The organism is Nocardia sp. CY41 (assembly GCF_009829325.1).
Lineage (GTDB): Bacteria > Actinomycetota > Actinomycetes > Mycobacteriales > Mycobacteriaceae > Nocardia.
In genome coordinates this window covers 128973-149812 of record NZ_VUOS01000005.1, presented here as the reverse complement: position 1 = coordinate 149812, position 20840 = coordinate 128973, and the positions used below count along the sequence as shown (strand labels likewise).

The 20840-nt window shown below is 69.6% G+C and carries 20 protein-coding genes and 1 riboswitch; of the genes, 11 read left to right on the top strand and 9 right to left on the bottom strand.

Annotated elements, in window-relative coordinates; all coding sequences use genetic code 11:
* Positions 1-19: 19 nt before the first annotated feature.
* Positions 20-1141, bottom strand: coding sequence for a serine/threonine-protein kinase (locus GVY64_RS05850; RefSeq protein WP_159839551.1), 1122 nt, complete (start codon positions 1139-1141; stop codon positions 20-22).
* 532 nt (positions 1142-1673) lie between these two features.
* On the opposite strand from GVY64_RS05850, the gene GVY64_RS05845 reads away from it, so the two are divergent.
* A complete protein-coding gene (locus GVY64_RS05845) occupies positions 1674-2462 on the top strand; it encodes a hypothetical protein (RefSeq protein WP_159839549.1) in 789 nt (262 codons plus the stop codon).
* A 310-nt stretch (positions 2463-2772) separates the two neighbouring features.
* Positions 2773-4356: a DNA polymerase Y family protein gene (locus GVY64_RS05840; RefSeq protein WP_159839547.1), complete on the top strand. Its 1584-nt coding sequence runs from the start codon at positions 2773-2775 to the stop codon at positions 4354-4356.
* A gap of 66 nt (positions 4357-4422) precedes the next feature.
* Here the strand turns inward: GVY64_RS05840 and GVY64_RS05835 are convergent, their stop codons facing one another.
* Positions 4423-5121 carry a class I SAM-dependent DNA methyltransferase gene (locus GVY64_RS05835; RefSeq protein WP_159839545.1) on the bottom strand — a complete coding sequence of 233 codons (699 nt, stop codon included), beginning with the start codon at positions 5119-5121 and terminating at the stop codon, positions 4423-4425.
* A 195-nt stretch (positions 5122-5316) separates the two neighbouring features.
* On the opposite strand from GVY64_RS05835, the gene GVY64_RS05830 reads away from it, so the two are divergent.
* The gene (locus tag GVY64_RS05830) at positions 5317-6072 is read left to right on the top strand and encodes an alpha/beta fold hydrolase (protein ID WP_159839543.1); all 756 of its coding nucleotides are present in this window, start codon (positions 5317-5319) and stop codon (positions 6070-6072) included.
* A 12-nt stretch (positions 6073-6084) separates the two neighbouring features.
* Here the strand turns inward: GVY64_RS05830 and GVY64_RS05825 are convergent, their stop codons facing one another.
* Positions 6085-7044: an SDR family NAD(P)-dependent oxidoreductase gene (locus GVY64_RS05825; RefSeq protein ID WP_159839541.1), complete on the bottom strand. Its 960-nt coding sequence runs from the start codon at positions 7042-7044 to the stop codon at positions 6085-6087.
* 209 nt (positions 7045-7253) lie between these two features.
* Between GVY64_RS05825 and GVY64_RS05820 the strand changes: the two genes are divergently transcribed.
* The 4 genes from GVY64_RS05820 to GVY64_RS05805 all read left to right on the top strand — a co-directional run bounded on the left by GVY64_RS05820 (position 7254) and on the right by GVY64_RS05805 (position 12400).
* On the top strand, positions 7254-7709 hold the full coding sequence (locus GVY64_RS05820; RefSeq protein ID WP_159839539.1) for a hypothetical protein: 456 nt from the start codon (positions 7254-7256) through the stop codon (positions 7707-7709).
* Positions 7710-7763: 54 nt separating this feature from the next.
* Complete coding sequence (locus tag GVY64_RS05815; protein WP_159839537.1) at positions 7764-11126, top strand: error-prone DNA polymerase; 3363 nt, start codon at positions 7764-7766, stop codon at positions 11124-11126.
* Between the two features lie 88 nt (positions 11127-11214).
* On the top strand, positions 11215-12210 hold the full coding sequence (locus GVY64_RS05810) for a DUF4349 domain-containing protein (protein WP_159839535.1): 996 nt from the start codon (positions 11215-11217) through the stop codon (positions 12208-12210).
* A complete protein-coding gene (locus GVY64_RS05805) occupies positions 12167-12400 on the top strand; it encodes a DUF167 domain-containing protein (protein ID WP_159839533.1) in 234 nt (77 codons plus the stop codon). Before GVY64_RS05810 ends, GVY64_RS05805 begins: the two co-directional genes overlap by 44 nt.
* 6 nt (positions 12401-12406) lie before the next feature.
* Here the strand turns inward: GVY64_RS05805 and GVY64_RS05800 are convergent, their stop codons facing one another.
* The 3 genes from GVY64_RS05800 to GVY64_RS37160 form a co-directional block, all read right to left on the bottom strand.
* Positions 12407-12871, bottom strand: a complete 465-nt coding sequence (locus tag GVY64_RS05800; protein WP_159839531.1) for a tRNA (cytidine(34)-2'-O)-methyltransferase — start codon at positions 12869-12871, stop codon at positions 12407-12409.
* Positions 12872-12920: 49 nt separating this feature from the next.
* Positions 12921-13340, bottom strand: a complete 420-nt coding sequence (locus GVY64_RS05795) for a hypothetical protein (protein ID WP_159839529.1) — start codon at positions 13338-13340, stop codon at positions 12921-12923.
* Positions 13341-13493: 153 nt separating this feature from the next.
* Positions 13494-13847 carry a hypothetical protein gene (locus GVY64_RS37160; RefSeq protein WP_201297914.1) on the bottom strand — a complete coding sequence of 118 codons (354 nt, stop codon included), beginning with the start codon at positions 13845-13847 and terminating at the stop codon, positions 13494-13496.
* A 6-nt stretch (positions 13848-13853) separates the two neighbouring features.
* On the opposite strand from GVY64_RS37160, the gene GVY64_RS05785 reads away from it, so the two are divergent.
* Entirely contained in the window at positions 13854-14099 is a 246-nt protein-coding gene (locus GVY64_RS05785; RefSeq protein ID WP_051174893.1) for a DUF3017 domain-containing protein, read from the top strand.
* Between the two features lie 29 nt (positions 14100-14128).
* On the opposite strand, the gene GVY64_RS05780 is transcribed toward GVY64_RS05785, so the two are convergent.
* Positions 14129-14776 (bottom strand): nitroreductase family protein, encoded by a 648-nt coding sequence (locus GVY64_RS05780; RefSeq protein ID WP_159839527.1) that lies wholly within the window; start codon positions 14774-14776, stop codon positions 14129-14131.
* A 69-nt stretch (positions 14777-14845) separates the two neighbouring features.
* Between GVY64_RS05780 and GVY64_RS05775 the strand changes: the two genes are divergently transcribed.
* A complete protein-coding gene (locus tag GVY64_RS05775) occupies positions 14846-15223 on the top strand; it encodes a winged helix-turn-helix transcriptional regulator (protein ID WP_159839525.1) in 378 nt (125 codons plus the stop codon).
* 73 nt (positions 15224-15296) lie between these two features.
* Here the strand turns inward: GVY64_RS05775 and metX are convergent, their stop codons facing one another.
* The gene (gene metX, locus GVY64_RS05770) at positions 15297-16454 is read right to left on the bottom strand and encodes a homoserine O-acetyltransferase MetX (RefSeq protein WP_159839523.1); all 1158 of its coding nucleotides are present in this window, start codon (positions 16452-16454) and stop codon (positions 15297-15299) included.
* 184 nt (positions 16455-16638) lie between these two features.
* A riboswitch (SAM riboswitch) is annotated at positions 16639-16749 on the bottom strand.
* 52 nt (positions 16750-16801) lie between these two features.
* Entirely contained in the window at positions 16802-17515 is a 714-nt protein-coding gene (locus GVY64_RS05765) for a TetR/AcrR family transcriptional regulator (protein WP_159839521.1), read from the bottom strand.
* A 126-nt stretch (positions 17516-17641) separates the two neighbouring features.
* On the opposite strand from GVY64_RS05765, the gene GVY64_RS05760 reads away from it, so the two are divergent.
* Complete coding sequence (locus tag GVY64_RS05760) at positions 17642-19135, top strand: MFS transporter (protein ID WP_159839519.1); 1494 nt, start codon at positions 17642-17644, stop codon at positions 19133-19135.
* Positions 19136-19486: 351 nt separating this feature from the next.
* Positions 19487-20704: an NADP-dependent isocitrate dehydrogenase gene (locus tag GVY64_RS05755; protein WP_040864988.1), complete on the top strand. Its 1218-nt coding sequence runs from the start codon at positions 19487-19489 to the stop codon at positions 20702-20704.
* Positions 20705-20840 lie beyond the last annotated feature (136 nt).

Genomic DNA, 20840 nt, shown 5'->3' with positions numbered 1-20840 from the left:
CGCTGGATACGCGCGGACGTCAGAGGACGGCGACGATGATCGCGATGATGATGATCAGGCCGATCAGAAGACCCACGGCGATGGCCAAGGGGGCGTTGCTCGGCTGCGGGTTCTTGGCGCGCTGCCCAGGTGTGGCCGCGGTGGCGCCCACGTGGTTGCGATGCGGGCGGGGGAGCGGCGTGGAGTGGGGGCTGCGGATGCCGGACGCCGAATTGCGGGCGGCCCAGAACGGGATGGTTCCGTCCTCGGTGCGGACGGGCGCGCCGAGAATGTACGGTCCGGTACCGGGGCCGAAAGCCGCGGTGAGGATCTCGTCGCGCGCCTCGGCCATGGTCGGGCGGCGCTGCGGCGCGGGCTCCATCATGTGCAGCAGCGCCTGGGTGAGCGCGCCGCTGCGGGTCGGCGGGATGATCTGCGCCATGGCGGCGCGGTGCACGATGACGTCGCTGTCCTCGTCGAATCCGTACGGCGGCTGCCCTTCGATCGCGGTGTAGAGCGTGGCGCCCAGGGAGAACACGTCGCTGGCTTTGGTCGGCTGTGCCCCGCGCGCCACCTCGGGCGGCAGGTAGGAGGGGGTGCCGGTGATCACGCCGTCCGGTTCGTCGGACAGATCGCCCGCACCGCGGGAGATGCCGAAGTCGCTGAGTTTCGCCATGCCCACGCCGGGGCCGCGGTCGGCGACGAGGATGTTGCCCGGCTTGATATCCCGGTGCACGATCCCGACCGCGTGCGCGGCGGCCAGCGCGTCGGCGACCTGAGCGCCGATCTGCGCGACCTCGATCGGCGGCAGGGTGTCGACCAGCGCGAGCGCTTTCGCGACACTGCGGGAGGGTAGGTGCTCCATCACGAGCCAGGGCTCACCGGCTTCGAGCACCACGTCGTAGACGGCGATCGCGTGGTCGTGCGAGAGTTTCGCGGCGACCCGGCCCTCGTGCATGATCTGGTTGCGGACGGCGTTCGCTTCTTCCTCGTCCAACCCGGCCGTGGTGAGCACCTGCTTGATCGCGACGTCCCGGTCGAGCAGGCGGTCGTGCGCCAGCCAGACCGCGCCCATGCCGCCGCCCCCCAGCTTCGACTGGAGGCGATAGCGGCCTGCGACGAGATATTGGGGGCCGACAGTGGGACGAGCGCGTTCGGTCACGGGTGCAGGGTAGCGGAAAATGAGGCTAGCTGGCCTGATTCGTGTTCGCGCATAGGCGCGACAGCAGGCGCGGCCGTACGGCCGGGGGTGCCTGCTGACGCTGGGTCGGATGTGTGTCACACACCATACCGATGAACGGGTGCTGCGGTGCCGTAGCCGGGCACCCGCCGGATTCTGCCCCGCCTGTTCTCGCATCGAGAATCACGTCCCTCGGCGTGGGTTGCCGGGCGGAATCGGGGTTGCGATCCCGGTTTGCCGGCGGATCGCTTTCGCCCGCGGGTAGGGCGGAGCCGGTTCCCGCCGCGCGGCCGAATGCGCGCCCGGCCTGGTGGACCAGGAGGAAATCCGCTCGATGCACCGTTCGGGCGACACGAAGCGCTGCGCTCTTGACGAAACCTGGGGGTCGGTTTCTACTGGGTCGGTATCGAACGTATATTCGATATCAATCGATAGCTGTATCGGTGCTGACACTCGAATCGAGGGTCGCTCCGCATGCTTCGCCTCGGGTCCATCGTGGGAAGTAGGTGTTGGGATGGGTTCGGATGCGATCTCGCAGGGAGGGGTGAATCGGGGCGCGCCGGCGCGCGGTGGTGGGCGGGGGGACGCTCCATCGCTGGCTGAACTGCGCAGACGCATGGCCGCGGTACCGGGTCGCGGGGAATCGGCGGCGCATCGGGTGCCACTCGACGCCGGATCGCGGGGAGCGGCGCTGCCCGTGCCCGCGGCGCTCGCACCACTGTTGCCCGATGGTGGCTTGACCAAGGGTTCCGTCGTGGCGTATTCGGGGGCGAACTCGCTGCTGGCCGGCCTGCTCGCCGCGGTGACCGAAGGCGGCGGGCATGCCGCGGTGGTCGGCATGCCCCGGCTCGGTCTGCTCGCCGCGGTGGAGATGGGCGCGCAGCTGCGGCGGCTGGCCGTGATCGCCGACCCCGGCCCCGACCCGGTAGAGGTGGCCGCGGTGCTGCTCGACGGGCTCGATCTGGTCGTGCTCGGGCTCGGCGGCGGGGCCGTCGCGCCCGCGCGCAGCCGGGTGATCGCGGCCCGCGCCCGCAACAAGGGCGCCGCCCTCGTGGTCGCCGACGGTCGCTGGCCGGGCGCGTCTCTGCGGCTCGACGCCCGCGTCTCGGGGTATACCGGGCTCGGCCGCGGGCGTGGACGCTTGCGTTCGCTCGGCTTGACGGTCGAGGTGCGTGGCAAGGCGGGACCGCCGCGGCGCGGACGGCTGGATCTGTGCCCGAACGCCGGGCGCGTGGAATGGGTGTTGCGCGAAAAAGCCGCTCGAACAGTCGAAGCCATCGACACGCAGGAGGCGGTGTCGTGAGTGTGCCTGCGAGCTCCGCGGCCGCCCCCGGCGTCTCGACGACTCCGGCCCACCTCCGCCGGGAGCGATCGCTGCCGATCCGGCCCGGCGCACCGACCGAGCGATTCGGCGCGGCTGGTAACGACGGCCGCAACCGCGGTCCCGGAGTGCGGATGGGCGGCGGCGAGCGCGCGAGGGGCCGGTGTGACGGTCTTGCCCGCTATCTCGAGCCCATGTCGGGCGATGCCCCGGCCCGTTCCGCCGGAGCAGGGCGTTTGCGCGGACGCGCTGGTCGCCGGAAACCGGGGATGGTGGAAGGTCGTGCGGCGCCGTGACCCGGCCGGGGTCGAAGCGGGTGCTCGCCCTGTGGTGCCCCGACTGGCCCGCGGTCGCCGCGGCGGCGGCGGCGGGTCTGCCCGCGACGCGGCCGGTGGCGGTGTTGTTCGCCAACCGGGTAGTGGCCTGTTCGGCGATCGCGCGAACCGAAGGGGTGCGGCGCGGCCTGAAACGCCGAGAAGCGCAGGCGCGGTGTCCCGAGCTGTTCCTCGCGCAACAAGATCAGGATCGCGACGCGCGACTGTTCGAACCGGTGGTGGCGGCGGTGGCCGCGACGGTGCCCGGAGTGGAGGTGCTGCGCCCCGGGTTGCTGGTGCTCGCCGCGCGCGGTGCGGCGCGGTTCTTCGGGTCCGAGGAGGCGGCGGCCGAGCGGCTGGTCGACGCGGTGGCCGCGGCCGGGGCGGAGGCGCAGATCGGGATCGCCGACGAGTTGTCCACGGCGGTGATCGCCGCCCGGCGCGCCGCGATCGTGCCCGCGGGGGCGGGAGCGCGCTTCCTCGCACCGTTGCCGGTGGGGGAACTCGCGGTCGAGCCGAGCCTGGCCGCCCCGGAACGCGCCGATCTGGTCGATCTGCTGCACCGCTTGGGTTTACGCCGGATCGGGGATTTCGCCGCGCTCTCGGCGGCGGAGGTCGCCTCTCGGTTCGGGACCGACGCCGTGCTCGCGCATCGCTGCGCCAGGGCCGAGCCGGAGCGTCCGCCGTCCGCGCGGCAGCCGCCGCCGGATCTGGTGGTGGAGTACCGCTGCGATCCGCCGATCGAGCGGGTCGATGCGGCTGCCTTCGCCGGACGCCTGCTCGCCACCCGGCTGCACAGCGCGCTCGCGGCTGCCGGGCTGGCCTGCACCAGGCTTTCGGTGCACGCGGAAACCGGTGCTGGGGAAGATCTTTCGCGGATCTGGCGCTGCGCCGAGCCGCTCACCCCGGAGGGCACGGCCGATCGGGTGCGCTGGCAGCTGGACGGCTGGCTCACCCGGCGTGACGGCGCGCGACCCACCGCGCCGATCACCGTGCTGCGGCTGGAACCCGTCGAGGTGATCACGGCGGGCGCGCTGCAACTCGGGTTGTGGGGTGGAGACGGGGAAGAGGACGAGCGTGCCCGTCGAGCGCTGATCCGGGTGCAGGGCCTGCTCGGCGGGGAATCGGTGCGTGTCGGCGTCCTGAGCGGTGGACGCGGACCCGCCGACCGCATCACCATGGTCACGCTGGGGGATGAACTCGTCCCCGCGGCCGACCCGGCGCAGCCCTGGCCGGGGCGGCTGCCCGAGCCCGCCCCCGCCGTGATCCTGCTGAACCGTCCGCTGGTGCGGCTGGAAGCCGCCGACGGCGCGCTCGTCAAAGTCACCGACCGCGCCCTGTTCGACGCCGACCCCGTACTGCTGCGGTGGGGAAGCAAACAGTGGCGGCTGACCGGCTGGGCGGGCCCGTGGCCGGTGGACGAACGCTGGTGGGCGTCCGATTCGGACGACGCGTTCACCGCACGCGCACAGGTCCAGCTCGACGACGACCCTGCCGCGGGCAAAGTGCTGTTGCTGATCTATCACGACGAAACTTGGCGCGCTGAAGGCCTTTACGACTGATGCCGTTGCGATTTTCCGCCGGATCGCCGACGCATGGGAAGTCCCGGATCGTGGTCGGCGGCGGGCTCACTCCGGGCGCGACCACACCGTCGCCAGCGTGAACGGATGGCCGCGCAGGGCGGCCCATTTCGGCTTGCGGGCCAGCCAGGCGTCGTCCACCAAGGCCTCGGCTACCTCGGTGAGCACCCAGCCCGCGGCCAGGCCTGCCGTCAGGTGCTCGCTGATCAAGTGCAAGTGGGTGCTGATCGCCACCGGTTCGCCGGACGGGTCGGTGTAGTGCGTCGGCATTCCGGACACCATGATGAATTGCGGGTGGTAGCTGACCAGTACGCACCGAGCGCCCGGAGCGGCCAGCCGCCATGCCTCCGCGTAGAACGGCGCGAGCTCGGGTAGGTGCTCGTCGATCAGGGACGCGATCACCAAGTCGTAGGCGCCGCCCGGCAGGCCGGTGGCTCGCACGTCCGCGCGGGTCAGCGTGGTGTGGGCGCCGCGTTCGGCGGCCGAGGCCAGCATTCCCCGGCTCACGTCGACCCCATCGATGTGCGTTATCCCCTGCTCACGCAACCAGCTTCCGGTTCGGCCGGTGCCGCAGCCGAGGTCGGCCGCGCGCCGTACTCGGCCGAGGTCCAGGTGCAACCGCCCGAGCAGGGCGAGATCCATCTCGTCCAGGACCGTTTGCTCGTAGGTGGGCGCCCAGCCGTCGTACCCGGTGGCGACGTCGACGGTGCGGTAGTCGCGGCGGTCGAAATCGGCGAAGGAGGGCATGCGGCGAGTATTGTTCCGAGCCGGCGTCCGCGCCAGGCATTTTTCGAGCAACTCGAAATACCGACGGGGACAGCACAGTTCGTGACCTCTCGCTGCCGATCTCGGCAAAGTGCCACTCGAACTGCGTGTTTGCGGCGGGTGATCAGCGCTACACCGCGCGGAGCCGGCGCATGACTGCCGGTATTCTCGTTGGTCGTGGATCTGACGCTGGGCCAGGTGACATTCGGAGACGTGCGGATCGCCTATCGGGACTCGGGGGTGGGCGCGGTCAGCGACATCCCCGTGCTGCTGGTGCACGGGATGGGCGGCGACGGACATACGTGGGATCGGTTCGCGCGCGTTCTGATGCGGTCCGGACGCCGCGTGATCATCCCCGATCTCCGTGGACACGGCCGTAGCTCACACGCCGGTTCCTACCTCTTCGACGACTTCGGCGACGATCTACTGCGCCTGTGCGACCATCTGGAACTGCCCGCGGTAGACCTGGTCGGGCATTCGCTCGGCGGTTACGCGGTGTCGCGGGTCGCGCAGGAGCGGCCGGAACTGGTGCGCAGGCTGGTCATGGAAGAGTGTCCGCTTCCGCTGCAGTCCGGCGCCGAGGAAGTGCGTCTGACCCGACGGTTTCCCACCGTGCCCGAACTGTGGCACGCCACCTCGAGCCTGGTCCGGCACCCGCGCGCGGTGCTCGCGTTCGACCGTTCCATGACGAAGACGGCGCTCGAGCAGTTCCGCAAGCCGAACCCGGAGTGGTGGGACCGGCTCTCCGACATCACCGCACCCACCCTGGTGCTGTGCGGCGGCCCGGGCGGCATGGTGGATCCGGAGAAGCTCACCGTCCTGCGAGCCGGCCTCGCGGACTGCACGGTCACCACCTTCACCTGCGGCCACAGCATCCATCGCGACCGCTACTGGGAGTTCGCCGCCGCCGTTCGGCCGTTCCTGGCGGGCTGACCTTCTTTCGGCTCACCAATGGGTGCCGGGTACCCAGCGGGCGGCGCGGCGTAAGGCTGTGCCTGTGACGCGGCGGGCGGTCGACCGGGTGCGGGGCGCGGGGAGCGCGGCGATGGGGTCGGCCGGTTCGCCGGGCACGTTCGGTTCGCCCTTGGCCGCGGGGGAGTCGGGCAGGGCGCGGTAGTAACGGTGCAGGACGCGGTCGCGGATCTTCGGGGTGAGCAGCGCGCCGTATTCGGCGATGGTGCCCAGCGGTACGTCGATGCGTTTGGGCCGTTCGGTCAGCGCGCGCACGATGGTCGCGGCCGCCCACTCGGGGGACTCGGCGGGGCCCTGTTCGCCGCTCGGGGTGATCATCGGGGTGCGCACCAGCGGCATGTGGATGGTGGTGAACGTGACGCCGTCGGCCATGGTCTCGACGGCAGCCACCTCGGTGAACTTGTCCAGCGCCGCCTTGCTGGCCAGATACGCCGAGAACCGCGGCATGGCCATCTGCACGCCCGCGCTGCTGATGTTGACGATGTGCCCGAACTTGCGTTCCCGCATCTGCGGCAGCAGGGCCAGCGTCAGCCGCAGCGCGCCGAAGTAGTTGACGGCCATGGTGCGTTCGAAGTCGTGCAGCCGGTCGGTGGAGCGGTGGATGGCGCGGCGGATCGAGCGGCCCGCGTTGTTGACCAGCATGTCCACGTGGTCGTGTTCGCGCAGGATGGTCTCGACCACGTGGTCGACCGAGTCGGTGTCGGTGATGTCGCAGGAGTATCCGTAAGCCGAGCCACCCGCGGTCCGGATCTCGTCGACGACGGCGGCGAGTTCCTCGCCCCGGCGCGCGAGGAGAAAGACGGTGGCGCCTTTGCCCGCCACTGCCACCGCCGCCGCCCGGCCGATTCCGGAGGACGCTCCGGTGATGAGGACGTGCCGTCCGGTGAGGTCGCGGGTGCGGCGCCGGGTGGGCTCAGCGGATGCGTCGGTCATCGCTGCTCCTTTGCAGATCTGGTGGCCATGAACTTACTCCGAAGTAAGTTCGCTGCCAAGTGCCCCGATCGCACTCGGATCGGCGCGCCACCCCGTGGTCGCGTCCGCGCGGGCGTGTTCGAGAACCGCACGGGCGCGGGGTTTTCGGGTGCGCGAAACGCATCGAACAACTCTCGAAACGTTCGAACATATGTGCGATACTTCACCGCATGTCGGACGATCGGATGGCGGAGGTGTTTGCCGCGGTGCGGCTCGGTGGCGTCGACCCCGCGGCGGGGCGACGGGCGTTGGAAAAGCTCTGGGACGAACTCGGCGAACGCGGCGGAGCGTTGCAGCGCTGCGTGGTCGCCCATCATCTCGCCGATCTCCAAGAGGAGCCCGCCGAGGCGTTGCGCTGGGATCAGCGCGCACTGGCCGCGGTGTTCGGCCCCGGAGTGCCGCTCGACGAAGGGCTGCGCGGCTTCTTGCCCTCGCTCTATCTCAACCTGGCCGACAGTCATCGCCGGGTCGGCGAGTTCGAAGTGGCCAGGATGCAACTGGCGATCGCTCGCGGGCATCTCGACGTCCTCGCCTCCGATGCCTACGGCGCGCTCATCCGCGCTCGGCTGAAGGGTGTCGAAGCCGCGCTGGCCGCCGGGTCCATCGAACGCCTGTCGGTGGCCTGACCTGCCTGTACATCGTCACGCATCGAATGTATGTTCGAGACGAGGAGGTGAGTCGTGGGCTGGGGCAACGGTCCGCCCAGCTGGGCGGAGATGGAGCGGGTGCTGTCCGGGCGGCCTGGACGGACGAACCCCGACGCGATGTATCCGGGCGACGGCGGCGACAGCCCTGCGTGGTCGCGCAAGCGCGGCGAGTACCACGCCGAGCCGGTGCGACGCGCCGAAGAGCCACCGGTCCCGTACGCGGAGTTGCACGCGCATTCGGCCTACAGCTTCCTGGACGGCGCCAGCCCACCGGAGGAACTGGTGGAGGAGGCGGTACGGCTCGGCCTGACGGCGATCGCGCTCACCGACCACGACGGCTTCTACGGCACCGTCCGCTTCGCCGAGGCGGCCAGGGAATGGGGAATGCCCACCGTCTTCGGCGCCGAGCTGTCCCTCGGCACGGCTGCCGAGCCGCACGTTCCCGGCTCCGCGAGCGGGCACGCCGTCGCCCCCGACTCGGCGCCGCGCACCGGCGCGCCGGACCCGGCCGGGCCGCACCTGCTGGTGCTCGCCCGCGGCCAGGAGGGCTACCGCAGACTCTCCCGCGAGATCGCCGCCGCGCACATGGCCGCCGGGGAGAAAGGGATCCTGCGTTACGACCTCGACACGCTCACCGCGGCGGCCGAGGGGCACTGGCAGATCCTCACCGGGTGCCGGAAGGGGCAGCTGCGCCGGGCGCTCGAGCTCGACCTGCGCGCAGGCAGCACCCGCCTGGAACGGGCGGAAGCCGCGCTGCGTGAGCTGACCGAGCGCTTCGGCGCCGACCGGGTGAGCGTGGAACTGACCCAGCACGGCATCCCGGAGGACGACGAGCGCAACGCGCACCTGATCGCCTTGGCCGATCGCGTCGGCCTGCCCGTGCTCGCCACCACCGGAGCGCATTTCGCCGCGCCGAGCCGGCGTCGCCGCGCCATGGCGCTCGCGGCGATCCGGGCCGGACAGAGCCTGGACGAGATAGCGGGCTGGCTGGCGCCGGTGGGCGGCGCGCATCTGCGGTCCGGGGCGGAAATGGCGCGGTTGTTCGCCGACTGCCCGCAGGCGGTGGCGAACGCGGCGGCCCTGGCCCGCGAATGCGCCTTCGACCTGCAGCTGATCGCTCCGCACCTGCCGCCCTTCGACGTGCCCGCCGGGCACGACGAACAGTCCTGGCTGCGCGAGCTCACGATGGCGGGCGCCGCGGCGCGCTATGGGACCCCCGAGCAGAACCCGGAGGCCTACCGGCAGATCGAGCACGAACTCACGGTGATCGAGAAGCTGGAGTTCCCCGGCTACTTCCTGGTGGTGCACGACATCGTCAGCTTCTGCAAGGACAACGACATCCTGTGCCAGGGGCGCGGTTCGGCGGCCAACTCCGCGGTCTGCTATGCCATCGGCATCACCAATGTCGACCCGGTTCGTAATCAATTGCTGTTCGAGCGTTTCCTCTCCCCGGAGCGCGACGGTCCGCCCGACATCGACGTCGACATCGAATCCGACCGCCGCGAAGAGGCCATCCAGCACGTCTACCGGAAGTACGGCCGCGAATACGCCGCGCAGGTGGCCAACGTGATCACCTACCGCGGCAAGTCCGCGGTCCGGGATGCCGCACGGGCGCTGGGGTTCTCACCCGGGCAGCAGGACGCGTGGAGCAAGCAGGTGAGCCGCTGGACGGGCGTCGGCGCCGAGACGAACACCGACATCCCCGCCGAGGTGCTGGAACTGGCCGCCGACATCGAGGGCCTGCCCAGGCACTTGGGCATCCACTCCGGCGGCATGGTGATCTGCGACCGGCCGATCGCCGACGTCTGCCCGGTGGAATGGGCGCGCATGCCCGGCCGCAGCGTCCTGCAGTGGGACAAGGACGATTGCGCCGCCATCGATCTGGTGAAGTTCGACCTGCTCGGCCTCGGCATGCTCTCGGCCCTGCACTACATGATCGACCTGGTGCGCGAGCACAAAGGCGAGACCGTCGAGCTGCACTCGCTGGACCTGGCCGAGCCCGAGGTCTACGAGATGCTGGCGCGCGCGGACTCGGTCGGCGTCTTCCAGGTCGAGTCGCGCGCGCAGATGGCGACCTTGCCCCGGCTGCGCCCGCGCAGCTTCTACGACCTGGTGGTCGAGGTGGCGCTGATCCGTCCCGGCCCGATCCAGGGCGGCTCGGTGCATCCCTACATCCGCAGGCGCAACGGCGTGGAGGACGTCGTCTACGACCATCCGGCGCTGAAGAATTCGCTGGAACGCACGCTCGGCGTGCCGCTGTTCCAGGAGCAGCTCATGCAGATGGCCGTCGACGTCGCCGGATTCACCGCCGTCGAGGCCGATCAGCTGCGCCGCGCCATGGGCTCCAAGCGGTCCACGGAGCGCATGGAGCGCCTGAAGGCGCGGCTCTACCAGGGCATGCGCGAGCGGCACGGGATCACCGGCGAAGTCGCCGACCGGATCTACGAGAAGCTCTACGCCTTCGCGAATTTCGGCTTCCCGGAGAGTCATTCGCAGAGCTTCGCCGCGATCGTGTACTACTCGGCCTGGTTCAAACTGCACCATCCCGCCGCCTTCTGCGCGGGTCTGCTGCGCGCCCAGCCGATGGGGTTCTACTCGCCGCAGTCGCTGGTCGCCGACGCGCGCAGGCACGCGGTGGCGGTGCATGGTCCCGACGTCAACGCCAGCCGGGCCGAGGCGACGCTGGAGGCTCAGGGCACCGAGGTGCGCCTGGGTCTCGCCGCGATCCGCCAGATCGGCGACGACCTCGCCGAACGCATCGTCACCGCCAGGGGCGAGCGGCCCTACACGTCCTTCCTCGACCTGACCGGCCGGGTGGAACTGACTGTGGCGCAAGCGGAGTCGCTCGCCACGGCGGGCGCGCTCGGCAGTCTCGGGATCACCCGCCGCGAGGCGCTCTGGGCGGCGGGCGCCGCCGCGGGCGAGCGCTCGGACCGGTTGCCCGGTACCGGCGCGGCCACCACCGCGCCCGCTCTGCCCGGGATGAGCGACCTCGAGCTGGCGGCCGCCGACGTATGGGCCACCGGCGTCTCGCCGGGCAGCTATCCGACGGAATTCTTGCGCCCGCACTTGGACGCGCTCGGCGTCGTACCGGCCGCGGGCCTGCTCACCGTGCCCGACGGCTCTCGTGTGCTGGTGGGCGGCGCGGTGACACACCGGCAGCGTCCCGCCACCGCGGAGGGCGTCACCTTCCTCAATCTGGAAGACGAGACCGGCATGGTGAACATCGTCTGCTCGCTGGGGCTGTGGCGGCGTTACCGGCGTCTGGCCCAGGGCGCCGCCGCTCTGCTCATCCGCGGCCGGGTGCAGAATGCCGAAGGCGTGGTCAGCGTGGTCGCCGAACATCTCCAGCGCATGGATCTGCGGATGGCGTCCACATCGCGCGACTTCCGTTGAGCCCATTGCTTTAAAGAAGTATTAGAAGCGCTCTAGGAAACCGTTATGCGGGGCTGTCCGCGCAGCGTAAACGGCTACTGTGCCAGGCATGAGGAAGCTTGCTGTGCTGTGTGTCGGCGTGCTGGGGTTGGTTCTGCTCGTCGGTTGCGGGGACGACGACGCGAGACCCGCGCGGGACCGGTCGTCGACGGTGGTCACCGGTCCCGCCGCCCCCGCGATCGTGCCGCCGGGAGCGCACGAGCTCGCGCCTCCGAAGCGGGACAACAACTCCGGCGGCGAACCGGTGTCCACGCGCAAGGAAGTGGTCACCGGCAGCGTGGAGATCACCGCCGCCGCGCCGGTCGCCGCGGCGGGCACGATCATCGACCAGGTGCGGGCCGCGGGCGGCCGGGTCGACAGCCGCACCGAGCAGCCCGGCACCGACGACACCGAGCCCAGCGCCACGCTCGTCGTCCGCCTGCCCGCGGACAAGACCGACGCGTTCATCACCGGTCTCGGCGGGGTCGGGCAGGTCACCCGGGTCACCACCAACCGCGACGACGTCACCATGCAGTGGGAGGATCTGGACGCGCGGATCAAGGCCCTGCAAGCGTCGGTGGACCGGCTGCGCGCGCTCATCGCGGGCGCCACCAATACCTCCGACCTGCTCGCCGCCGAGCAGGCGCTGTCGAGCCGCCAGGGTGAATTGGACAGCCTCACCGCGCAGAAGCGACGCCTCGACGACCAGGTCGCCTTGTCCACGCTGACCATCGAGATCACCACCGACCGCGACGGGCCCGGCGACGACCCGGACAATTTCTGGGACGGCATCGTCGCCGGCTGGAATTCCCTGGTGGACTGGCTGCAGGACGCCGTCGTGTTCAGCGGCAGAGCGATTCCCTGGCTCGGCTTCCTCGCTGTGGTGGCCGCGGTGCTGTGGGGTATCGCGCGCCTGGTGCGGCGTCGGAAGCCCGCGCCGCGTAGGGAAGAATCGGCGCAGGCTCCCGTCGAGCCCGCGAGCAGCGCCGCGGACGGCGCGCAGACCAGCGCAGGAGGCGAGAATGCCGACGGTGGTAAGGGCGACGATCAAGCCGAACAGCCGTAAGGGCCCGCTGGTGGAAACCCTCGACGACGGCAGTCTGCAGCTGTACGTGCGGGCTCCCGCCGTCGAGGGAAAAGCCAACAAGGCGGCCGTCGAACTGCTCGCCGAGCACTACGGAGTCCCCAAGTCCGCCGTCCGGCTGGCCGCGGGCACGACGTCTCGCTTCAAGCGCTTCGAGATCGATCTGCCATGACCACGCCTATACGCCGCCGGGAAAGCCCAGTTGGCGCCATGCTTCGTAGACGGTGACCGCGGCCGCGTTGGACAGGTTCATGGAGCGGCGGCCGGGCAGCATCGGGATCCGCAGCCGGTCGGTGACGTGCGGGTCGGCCAGCACCTCCGCGGGCAGGCCCGTGGGTTCGGTGCCGAACAGCAGCACGTCGTTCTCCTGGTAGGCCACGTCCGTGAACCGGGTGGTGGCCTGCGTGGTGAACGCGAAAACCCGCTCCGGCCGCAACGTCTCCCACGCGGCCGCCAGAGTCGCGTGCACCGTCACCGACGCCAGATCGTGGTAATCCAACCCGGCCCGGCGCAACTTCGGCTCCGACAGATCGAACCCCAACGGCTCGATCAGGTGCAGATGACACCCGGTCCCCGCGACCAACCGGATCGCGTTGCCGGTATTCGGCGGAATGCACGGCTCGTGGAACATCAGATGGAACACGGGTGCCAGTCAACCAGGCGCCGCGACCGCCGGGGCTACCGGCGAGGCCTCAGCCGAAGCTGCCCGTGCTCGGCTTGCCGATCACGTCGACGGTGACGATGTCCGTCGTCGCGGTGTCGCCCGCGCGGGGATCGCCGGTGGGCCGTTCCCAGGCGCATGCGCCACGCACGCGCATCTGTCCGGCGGGCAGGGACCCGTTGCCGAGCGACGTCTGGACCATCTTGCCGTCGGCGATGGCGAACGACGTGGGATTGTTGCCGCCGAAGATCTCCCCGGTGTCGTCGTTGTACACCCAGCACACGCCCTCGGCGTTGGGGTTGTGGAACTTCGCCGACACGGTTCCGGGCACCGAGAAGACCTCCTCGAGCACCGGAGGCGACAGCGGAGGTGTCGCGGTAGCGGTGGCGCCGGAACCCAGCACCACCGGAAGCGCGGCGAGCGCGAGAAGGGGGAGTCGTCGAAGGATCATGATCGAGATGATGCCAGCTCGCGCACATGCCCCTGCTTTCGGGGAACCAATATGCTTGCTCGACAATGTGTTTCGAGCTTAGAGGGAAGGTTGGATCGACGGCCCGGCGCAGTTGCCGGTTCCCCGGAGTGTTCAGAGCCACGACCTCGTCGGTCACTCCGGTAACAGTCGGAGTGGGACTGGGTGATTGGTTCGGACCGCGCTGAAGTGTCGGCGAAACAATGTCGCGACTTCCTTCACGTCAAGTCGTTCGGCAACGGCTGAGACGGCGGCATCGACAGCACCCAGTGGGAAGTCGGCGTACTTTCGAACCAGCTCCGCCATCCGCAGGAGATCGGTCCGGGTCGGATCGACGAGTTCGATTTCCTCATCGGCGATAGATTCGAGGAACCTGGCCCACGCCGATCGGGAGCGGCGGCGCGAGTCTGCAAGAATCGGGGCGTGACCGATGCCGACACGCCTGTCGCCGGGCGACGCAGTCCGGGGGCGGAATTCTTGCGTTCCCATCTGCCGATGGTGGTTGTGACGCTGGTCATCGTGGTGGCGGTGGTGTTCGTCGCGTCCGATCGGTGGCGGCGTGGGGCGTTCTTCTTCGGTGGGGCGACGTTGCTTGCGGCGGCGTTCCGGCTGTGCCTGCCGACCGCGCGGGTGGGGCTGCTCGCGGTGCGCAGCAAGCCCTTCGACGTCGGCGCGCTGACCCTGCTCGGGTCGAGCATCCTGTTCCTCGCGGCCACGATCAACACGCTCGGCGTCGGCTGAGGCGCGGGCGACCCGGGCCGCCCTGGCGATCAGCGATCAGCGGGATATCGCTCGGCGAAAACAGTTCGCGCGCGGGGGCGGCGCCCCGGGTGGGGCGGGACGGTGTCGCTGTAGCCGATGGTGACCAGCACCGCGATAGCGAGATCGTCGCGATCGCCGATGCCGATGGCTTGTTTCACCAGCGCTGGATCCCAGCCGTTCATCGGCGCCGAGGCCAAGCCGAGGCCGGTGGCGGCGAGCATCGCGTAGGTGGCGGCGATCATCGCGTTCTTGACGGCGTTCTCCCGCAGCAGCCCGTGCCGCTCCAGTGCCAAGTACTCGGCGCGCGTGTCGAACAAGGCGGTGAACTCGGCGTTCCACGCGCCGTTGCGGCCGGCCAGTTCGGCGATGTCGGCGTTGGCCGCTCGCCAGGCCGCGGCATCGGCGACGAAGACCAGCACCACCGGCGCTTCCTTCGGCTGCGGCTGACCGAACGCCGCCTCCGACAGCGCGGCGCGGCCGGATTCACTCGTCACCACCACGATCGACCGGTCTTGCATGTTCCATGCGCTCGGCGCTTGCATCGCGAGCTCGAGCAACTCCTCGATCAGCTCGGGCGCCACCGGATCGGAGCGATAGTGGCGCACAGTGCGACGTCCGCGGATCGCGTCGGCCACCGAAAGTGTTTGCGTTTGCATATTTCTAACTATCGGAGAGTTACGCTCTGTTAGGAAGAAGGCACTAATAAGTGCGCTACACTCCGACAGGTGTCCACCTATGTCGAAAGTTCCGGCCTGCTCGCCGACGTGTACTCCGCGAAGTGCCCGACGCGGGAGATTCTCGACCACATCGCGGGCAAGTGGACGGTGCTCATCATCGACGCGCTCGCCGGCGGAACCCTGCGCTACACCGATCTGCGCCACCGCATCGATGGGATCTCCCAGAAGATGCTGACGCAGACGTTGCGGCAGCTGGAGAACGACGGATTCGTCACGCGCACAGTGCATCCCACCATCCCGCCGCGGGTGGACTACACGCTCACCGAACTCGGCCACAGTCTGCGCACGCCGATCGCCGCGCTGCGGGAATGGATCGAAACCAACATCAACCTGATCGAATCCGCGCGGCGGCGCGCGGCGCTCTGAGCACAAGGCGACGCGGACAGCGCTCGGAACGCCGCCGGGCACGGTGCGGCGATCGACGGCCGGGCCGAACCGCTCAGCGTTCGGGCCGCACCACGGCCCGCGCCAGGCGCATGGTCTCGGTCAGCAGCTTCGACACCGCCGCCGCCTCGGTGAGGAATCCGTCGTGCCCGTCGCGCGAGTGCACGACGTCCAGCCCGTCGCAGCCGGGCAGCAGATCGGCGAGTTCCTGCTGGGTCCGCAGCGGGTACAGCCGGTCGGAGTCGACGCCGCCGACCACGCACGGCACCGGCGTCGCCGCGAGCGCCGCCTCGATGCCGCCCCGGCCGCGACCGACGTCGTGCCGGTTCATCGCCTCGGTCAGCAGGACGTAGGTGGCGGGATCGAAACGCTTGCACAGTTTTTCGGCCTGGTGGTCGAGGTAGCTCTGCACGGCGTAGCGGCCGCCGTGCAACGGGTCCTCGCCGTCCTGAGGCTTGTTCTCGAACCGGTGATCCAGCTCGAATTCGGTGCGGTAGGTCAGGTGCGCGATCCGGCGGGCCAGGGCCATGCCCGTCGTCGGGGCGCGGCCGGTGCCGTGATAGTCGCCGCCCTGCCAGTCCGGATCGGCCTTGATCGCCGCGATCTGGGTGGTCTGGGTGCCGATCTGGTCGGCGGTGGCGCGGGCGCCGACCGCGAGCACCAGTGCTGCGGCGACCCGCTCCGGCGCCCCCACCATCCACTCGAGCACCCGCATGCCGCCCATCGACCCGCCGACGACGGCGGCGAGCCGCTCGATGCCGAGCAGGTCGAACAGAGCGGCCTCGGCGGTCACCTGATCGCGAATGGAGATCTCGGGGAATCTCGCGCCCCAGGGCTTTCCGTCCGGGGCAAGGCTGGAGGGCCCGGTGCTGCCCTTGCAGCCGCCGAGCACGTTCGTCGCGATCACACACCATTCGTCGGTGTCCAGCGGCGCGCCCGGCCCGACCATGCCGTCCCACCAGCCGGGCAGCGGATGCACGTCGTCGGGCTTGCCGACGACATGTGAATCGCCGGTCAGCGCGTGTTCGACCAGTACGACGTTGTCCAGGCCGGGCGAGAGCTCACCCCAGCGCTGCACCGCCACGTGGACGTCCGGGATCACCGCGCCGTTCTCCAGACGCACGTCCCCGATGGCGATGGTGCCGAGCCGCCCATCCGGGGGCGGCAGGGCGACGCCGGAGGTCCGTGCGCTCGCTTCGGTACCCACGGTCACGTCGCCGCCGTCGCTGAACCGGCGTGCGCATCCGCATTGTCCACGCTGCGGAAAGACCACTGCCCGGGTTCGGCCCCGGGCGCGGTGAATTCACTCATGGTTTGCTCCCAAGCAGGTGTTCGCCGGTACAGCAGGGGTTAGCGGTGTGTGGCTGACGAACAACAACACATGCCGGCGACCTCCTGTTACGCGCTTGCTCCCGGCTCTCGGGAGCCAGGTCATCACCCGGAGCACCCCACCGCGGCTGGAGGGTTGCCGACCAGCGAGCCGGGGCTTGGCGCTGGTACTCATGACCTGCCCGGCATCATAACCGGCGGGCGGTCAGCGCCCGAAATCCTCCGTCGAACTCACTGGTCCGCGGCGTCCGACGTCCCGCAGCAGGCGCGGACGAACTCGTCGTAGGTCTCGGTGAACGCGGCGCGTCCCGACCTGGCCGCGGCCGAAAGGTCCTCGTCCAGGAACGCGTCGCCCGAGCATTCCATGCCGATGTGGCCGATCAGTTGCCAGGTGCCGACGATGAGCCGCACGGGACGCGCGTCGGGTGTGGTGCCCAGCCGCTCGGCGACCACCGCCGCGATCGCGGTGTTCTTCTCGTCGGCGTGTTCCATGTTGCGCGCGCTGACCGAAGGGCTGCTGCGCAGGATGCGCTGCATCTGCTGGAACTGCCGGAACGACAGCGGATCGGCGTCGCCCGCCGCGGCGGCTCGATCGACCACGTGCAGGAAAGCCGTGCGCAACGCCGCTAGTTCGTTGCCCGTGCGCGGCAGCTCGCGCAGCGTCTCGGCGACGGTACGGCCGAAGTCCTGGACCGGGCCGAGGACGATGTCCTCCTTGTTGTCGAAGTAGCGATTGATCGTGCGCGGTGAGACGTCCGCCACGTGGGCGATCTGCTCGATCGTGGTGGCGTCGAAGCCCTGCGTATCGCACAGATCCAAGGCGGCCGCGATGATGCGCAACCTCGTCTGCTGCTTCTTGCGTTCGCGCAGCCCTGTGGTCGTTGGGGCGCCCGCGGCGCGGCCGGCCGCTGCGCTCGCGCCCATCGGCGCCGATGACTCGAGCATGTGCCCATGCTAACGCAACCTGCCGTTTTCCTGTCCTTAACGGTCAAATGTCGTAGCACGACATTTTTCTCTTGACGACAAATGTCGCTAAATGACAGGATGGCTCGGACGACGAAGACAGAGGAGATGACCGTGACGGAAACGGCGACGGCGGCGCCCCGGAAAGCGGCCGGGTCGGCGCGCTGGCTCGCGCTGGCAGTGATCGCATTGGCCCAGCTCATGGTGGTACTGGACGCCACCATCGTGACCATCTCGCTGCCGTTCGCGCAGCGTGATCTCGACATCAGCGACGGCAACCGGCAATGGATGCTCACCGCCTACACGCTGATCTTCGGCGGCTTGCTGCTGTTGGGCGGCAGGCTGGCCGACTATCTCGGCAGGCGCCGGATCTTCATCATCGGCCTGGTCGGTTTCGCGGGCGCTTCGGCGCTGGCCGGTCTCGCGCAGAACGGCGCGGAACTGTTCGCCGGACGCGCGTTGCAAGGCGCGTTCGCCGCGCTGCTCGCCCCGGCGGCGCTCTCGCTGCTGTCGGTGACCTTCACCGAACCGGGTGAGCGGGCCACCGCGTTCGGCGTGTTCGCGGGCATCTCCGCGGGTGGCGCGGCGCTCGGCCTGATCGCGGGCGGCGCGCTCACCGAATACGCCTCGTGGCGCTGGTGCCTGCTGGTCAACACCCCGATCGCGCTCATCGCGCTGTTCGGCGCGCTGGCCTGGGTCGCCAAGGACGTGCCCGCGCCGCGTAGCGGGGGATACGACGTGCCCGGTGCCGTCACGGTGACGCTCGGCCTGATCGCCATCGTGTACGGCTTCAGCCGCGCCGCCGACGACGGCTGGCTGGCAGGCAGCACCCTGGCGCTGATCGTCGCCGGGCTGGTCCTGCTCGCCGCCTTCGTCGCGATCGAACGGCGCTCGTCGAACCCGCTACTGCCGCTGCACATTCCGGGTGAGATCAACCGGGGCGGCGCCTTCCTCGCCGCGCTGCTCATCCCGATCGCGATGTTCGCGATGTTCCTGTTCCTGAGCTACTACTTCCAGATCACGCTGGGCTACTCCGCGCTGAAGGCGGGCTTCGCGTTCCTGCCCTTCCCCGCGGGCATCGCGATCTCTGCGGGTGTCACCAGTGCCTTGCTCCCGAAGCTCGGCCCGCGGCCGCTGATGCTGGCCGGCGCCGTGCTCGGCGTCATCGGCCTGCTGCTGCTGGCCCAGCTCGGCTACGGTGACAGCTTCCTCGCCGGGGTGCTGCCGGCTCAGGTGCTCATCGCGCTCGGCATGGGCCCGCTGTTCGTCGGGATGCAGACGGTCGCGCTGCATCAGGTGGAGGAAGAGGACTCCGGCGTCGCCTCCGCGCTGCTGAACGCGGCGCAGCAGGTCGGCGGTGCGGTCGGGACGGCGCTGCTGACCACGATCTCGGTGCAGGTCGCCAAGTCCTTCGCGCAGGAAAACCCCGGCATCGACAACCTGGCCGCGCGAGCCGCGATCCACAGCTACGACGTCGCCTTCTATGTGGGCGCCGGGTTCTTCCTCGCGGCCATCCCGATCATCGCCCTGATGATCCGGGACCGGCCGGAGAACCTCATCGAGGGTTCCGAGGAGGGAACCCGGATCCCGGTCGCGGTCTGATCCACCCCCCGAGAGGTCCGCGCAACGTCACGATGTTGCGCGGACCTCGTCGTGTGCCAGGCGGTTGCCGGGCCTGGAAGGAAGGCGGATCATGGCGGCGACGGCGGTTGTGTGGATGCCTCCGGGAGTCGTCGCCGACCTACCAATCGGTAACAAAGGTGGCGCAGCTCACTCCGGGGGCTGCCCGTGCGGTGAGGACTCGGGCAGCAGTACGCTTGTCTTGTTTGCACCACATGTCTCGCCGACAACGCGGGACATATACGTTGTCTGTTGGAACAGCTGGGGTCCGCTCACAAGCGTGTTCGCCTGGCCGTGCAATGAGGGCACCATCCTAGGAGGACACGAAGATCCATGTCCAAGATCAAGGTTGAAGGCACCGTCGTAGAACTCGACGGCGACGAGATGACCCGGATCATCTGGCAGTTCATCAAGGACAAGCTGATCCACCCGTATCTCGATGTGAACCTGGAGTACTACGACCTCGGCATCGAGTACCGGGACAAGACAGACGACCAGGTCACCGTCGACGCCGCCGAAGCCATCAAGCGGCACGGCGTCGGTGTGAAGTGCGCCACCATCACCCCGGACGAGGCGCGGGTCAAGGAATTCGGCCTCAAGAAGATGTGGCGCTCGCCCAACGGCACCATCCGCAACATCCTGGGCGGCACGATCTTCCGCGCCCCGATCATCATCTCGAACGTTCCCCGGCTGGTTCCCGGCTGGACCAAGCCGATCATCATCGGCCGCCACGCCTTCGGCGATCAGTACCGCGCCACCGACTTCAAGGTGTTCCAGGGCGGCACCGTCACCTTGACCTTCACCCCGGACGACGGCAGCGAGCCGATCGTGCACGAGGTCGTGAAGATGCCCGAGGACGGCGGCGTCGTCATGGGCATGTACAACTTCCGCAAGTCCATCGAGGATTTCGCGCGTGCGTCGTTCAACTACGGCCTGCAGCAGAACTACCCGGTGTACATGTCGACGAAGAACACCATTCTCAAGGCCTACGACGGCATGTTCAAGGACACCTTCCAGGACATCTTCGACGCCGAGTTCAAGAGCCAGTTCGACGCCGCGGGCCTGACCTACGAGCACCGCCTGATCGACGACATGGTCGCCTCCTCCATGAAGTGGGAGGGCGGCTACGTCTGGGCGTGCAAGAACTACGACGGCGACGTGCAGTCCGACACGGTGGCCCAGGGCTTCGGTTCGCTCGGCCTGATGACGTCGGTGCTGCTCACCCCGGACGGGCAGACCTGTGAGGCCGAGGCCGCGCACGGCACCGTCACCCGGCACTACCGCCAGCACCAGCAGGGCAAGCCGACCTCGACCAACCCGATCGCGTCCATCTTCGCTTGGACCCGCGGGCTCGAGCATCGCGGCAAGCTGGACAACACCCCCGAGGTGATCGGCTTCGCGCAGACCCTGGAGGACGTCGTCATCAAGACCGTCGAGGGCGGCCAGATGACCAAGGACCTCGCGCTGCTCGTCGGTGGTGACCAGGGCTACCTGAGCACCGAGGAGTTCCTCGGCGCGCTGGACGCCAATTTGGCTCGCGCACTGCGCTGAGCCGCTCCGGCGCCGCGTCGTCGCGGGGCCGGGTTGCCGGGCCGAGCCGCGTCGCTCGGCCGATTCCGGCGCTGGGTGCCCAACCCAGCGCCGGGCTGAATCTCGGGCACCCGCCCCACCCTCGGTGGAACGGGTG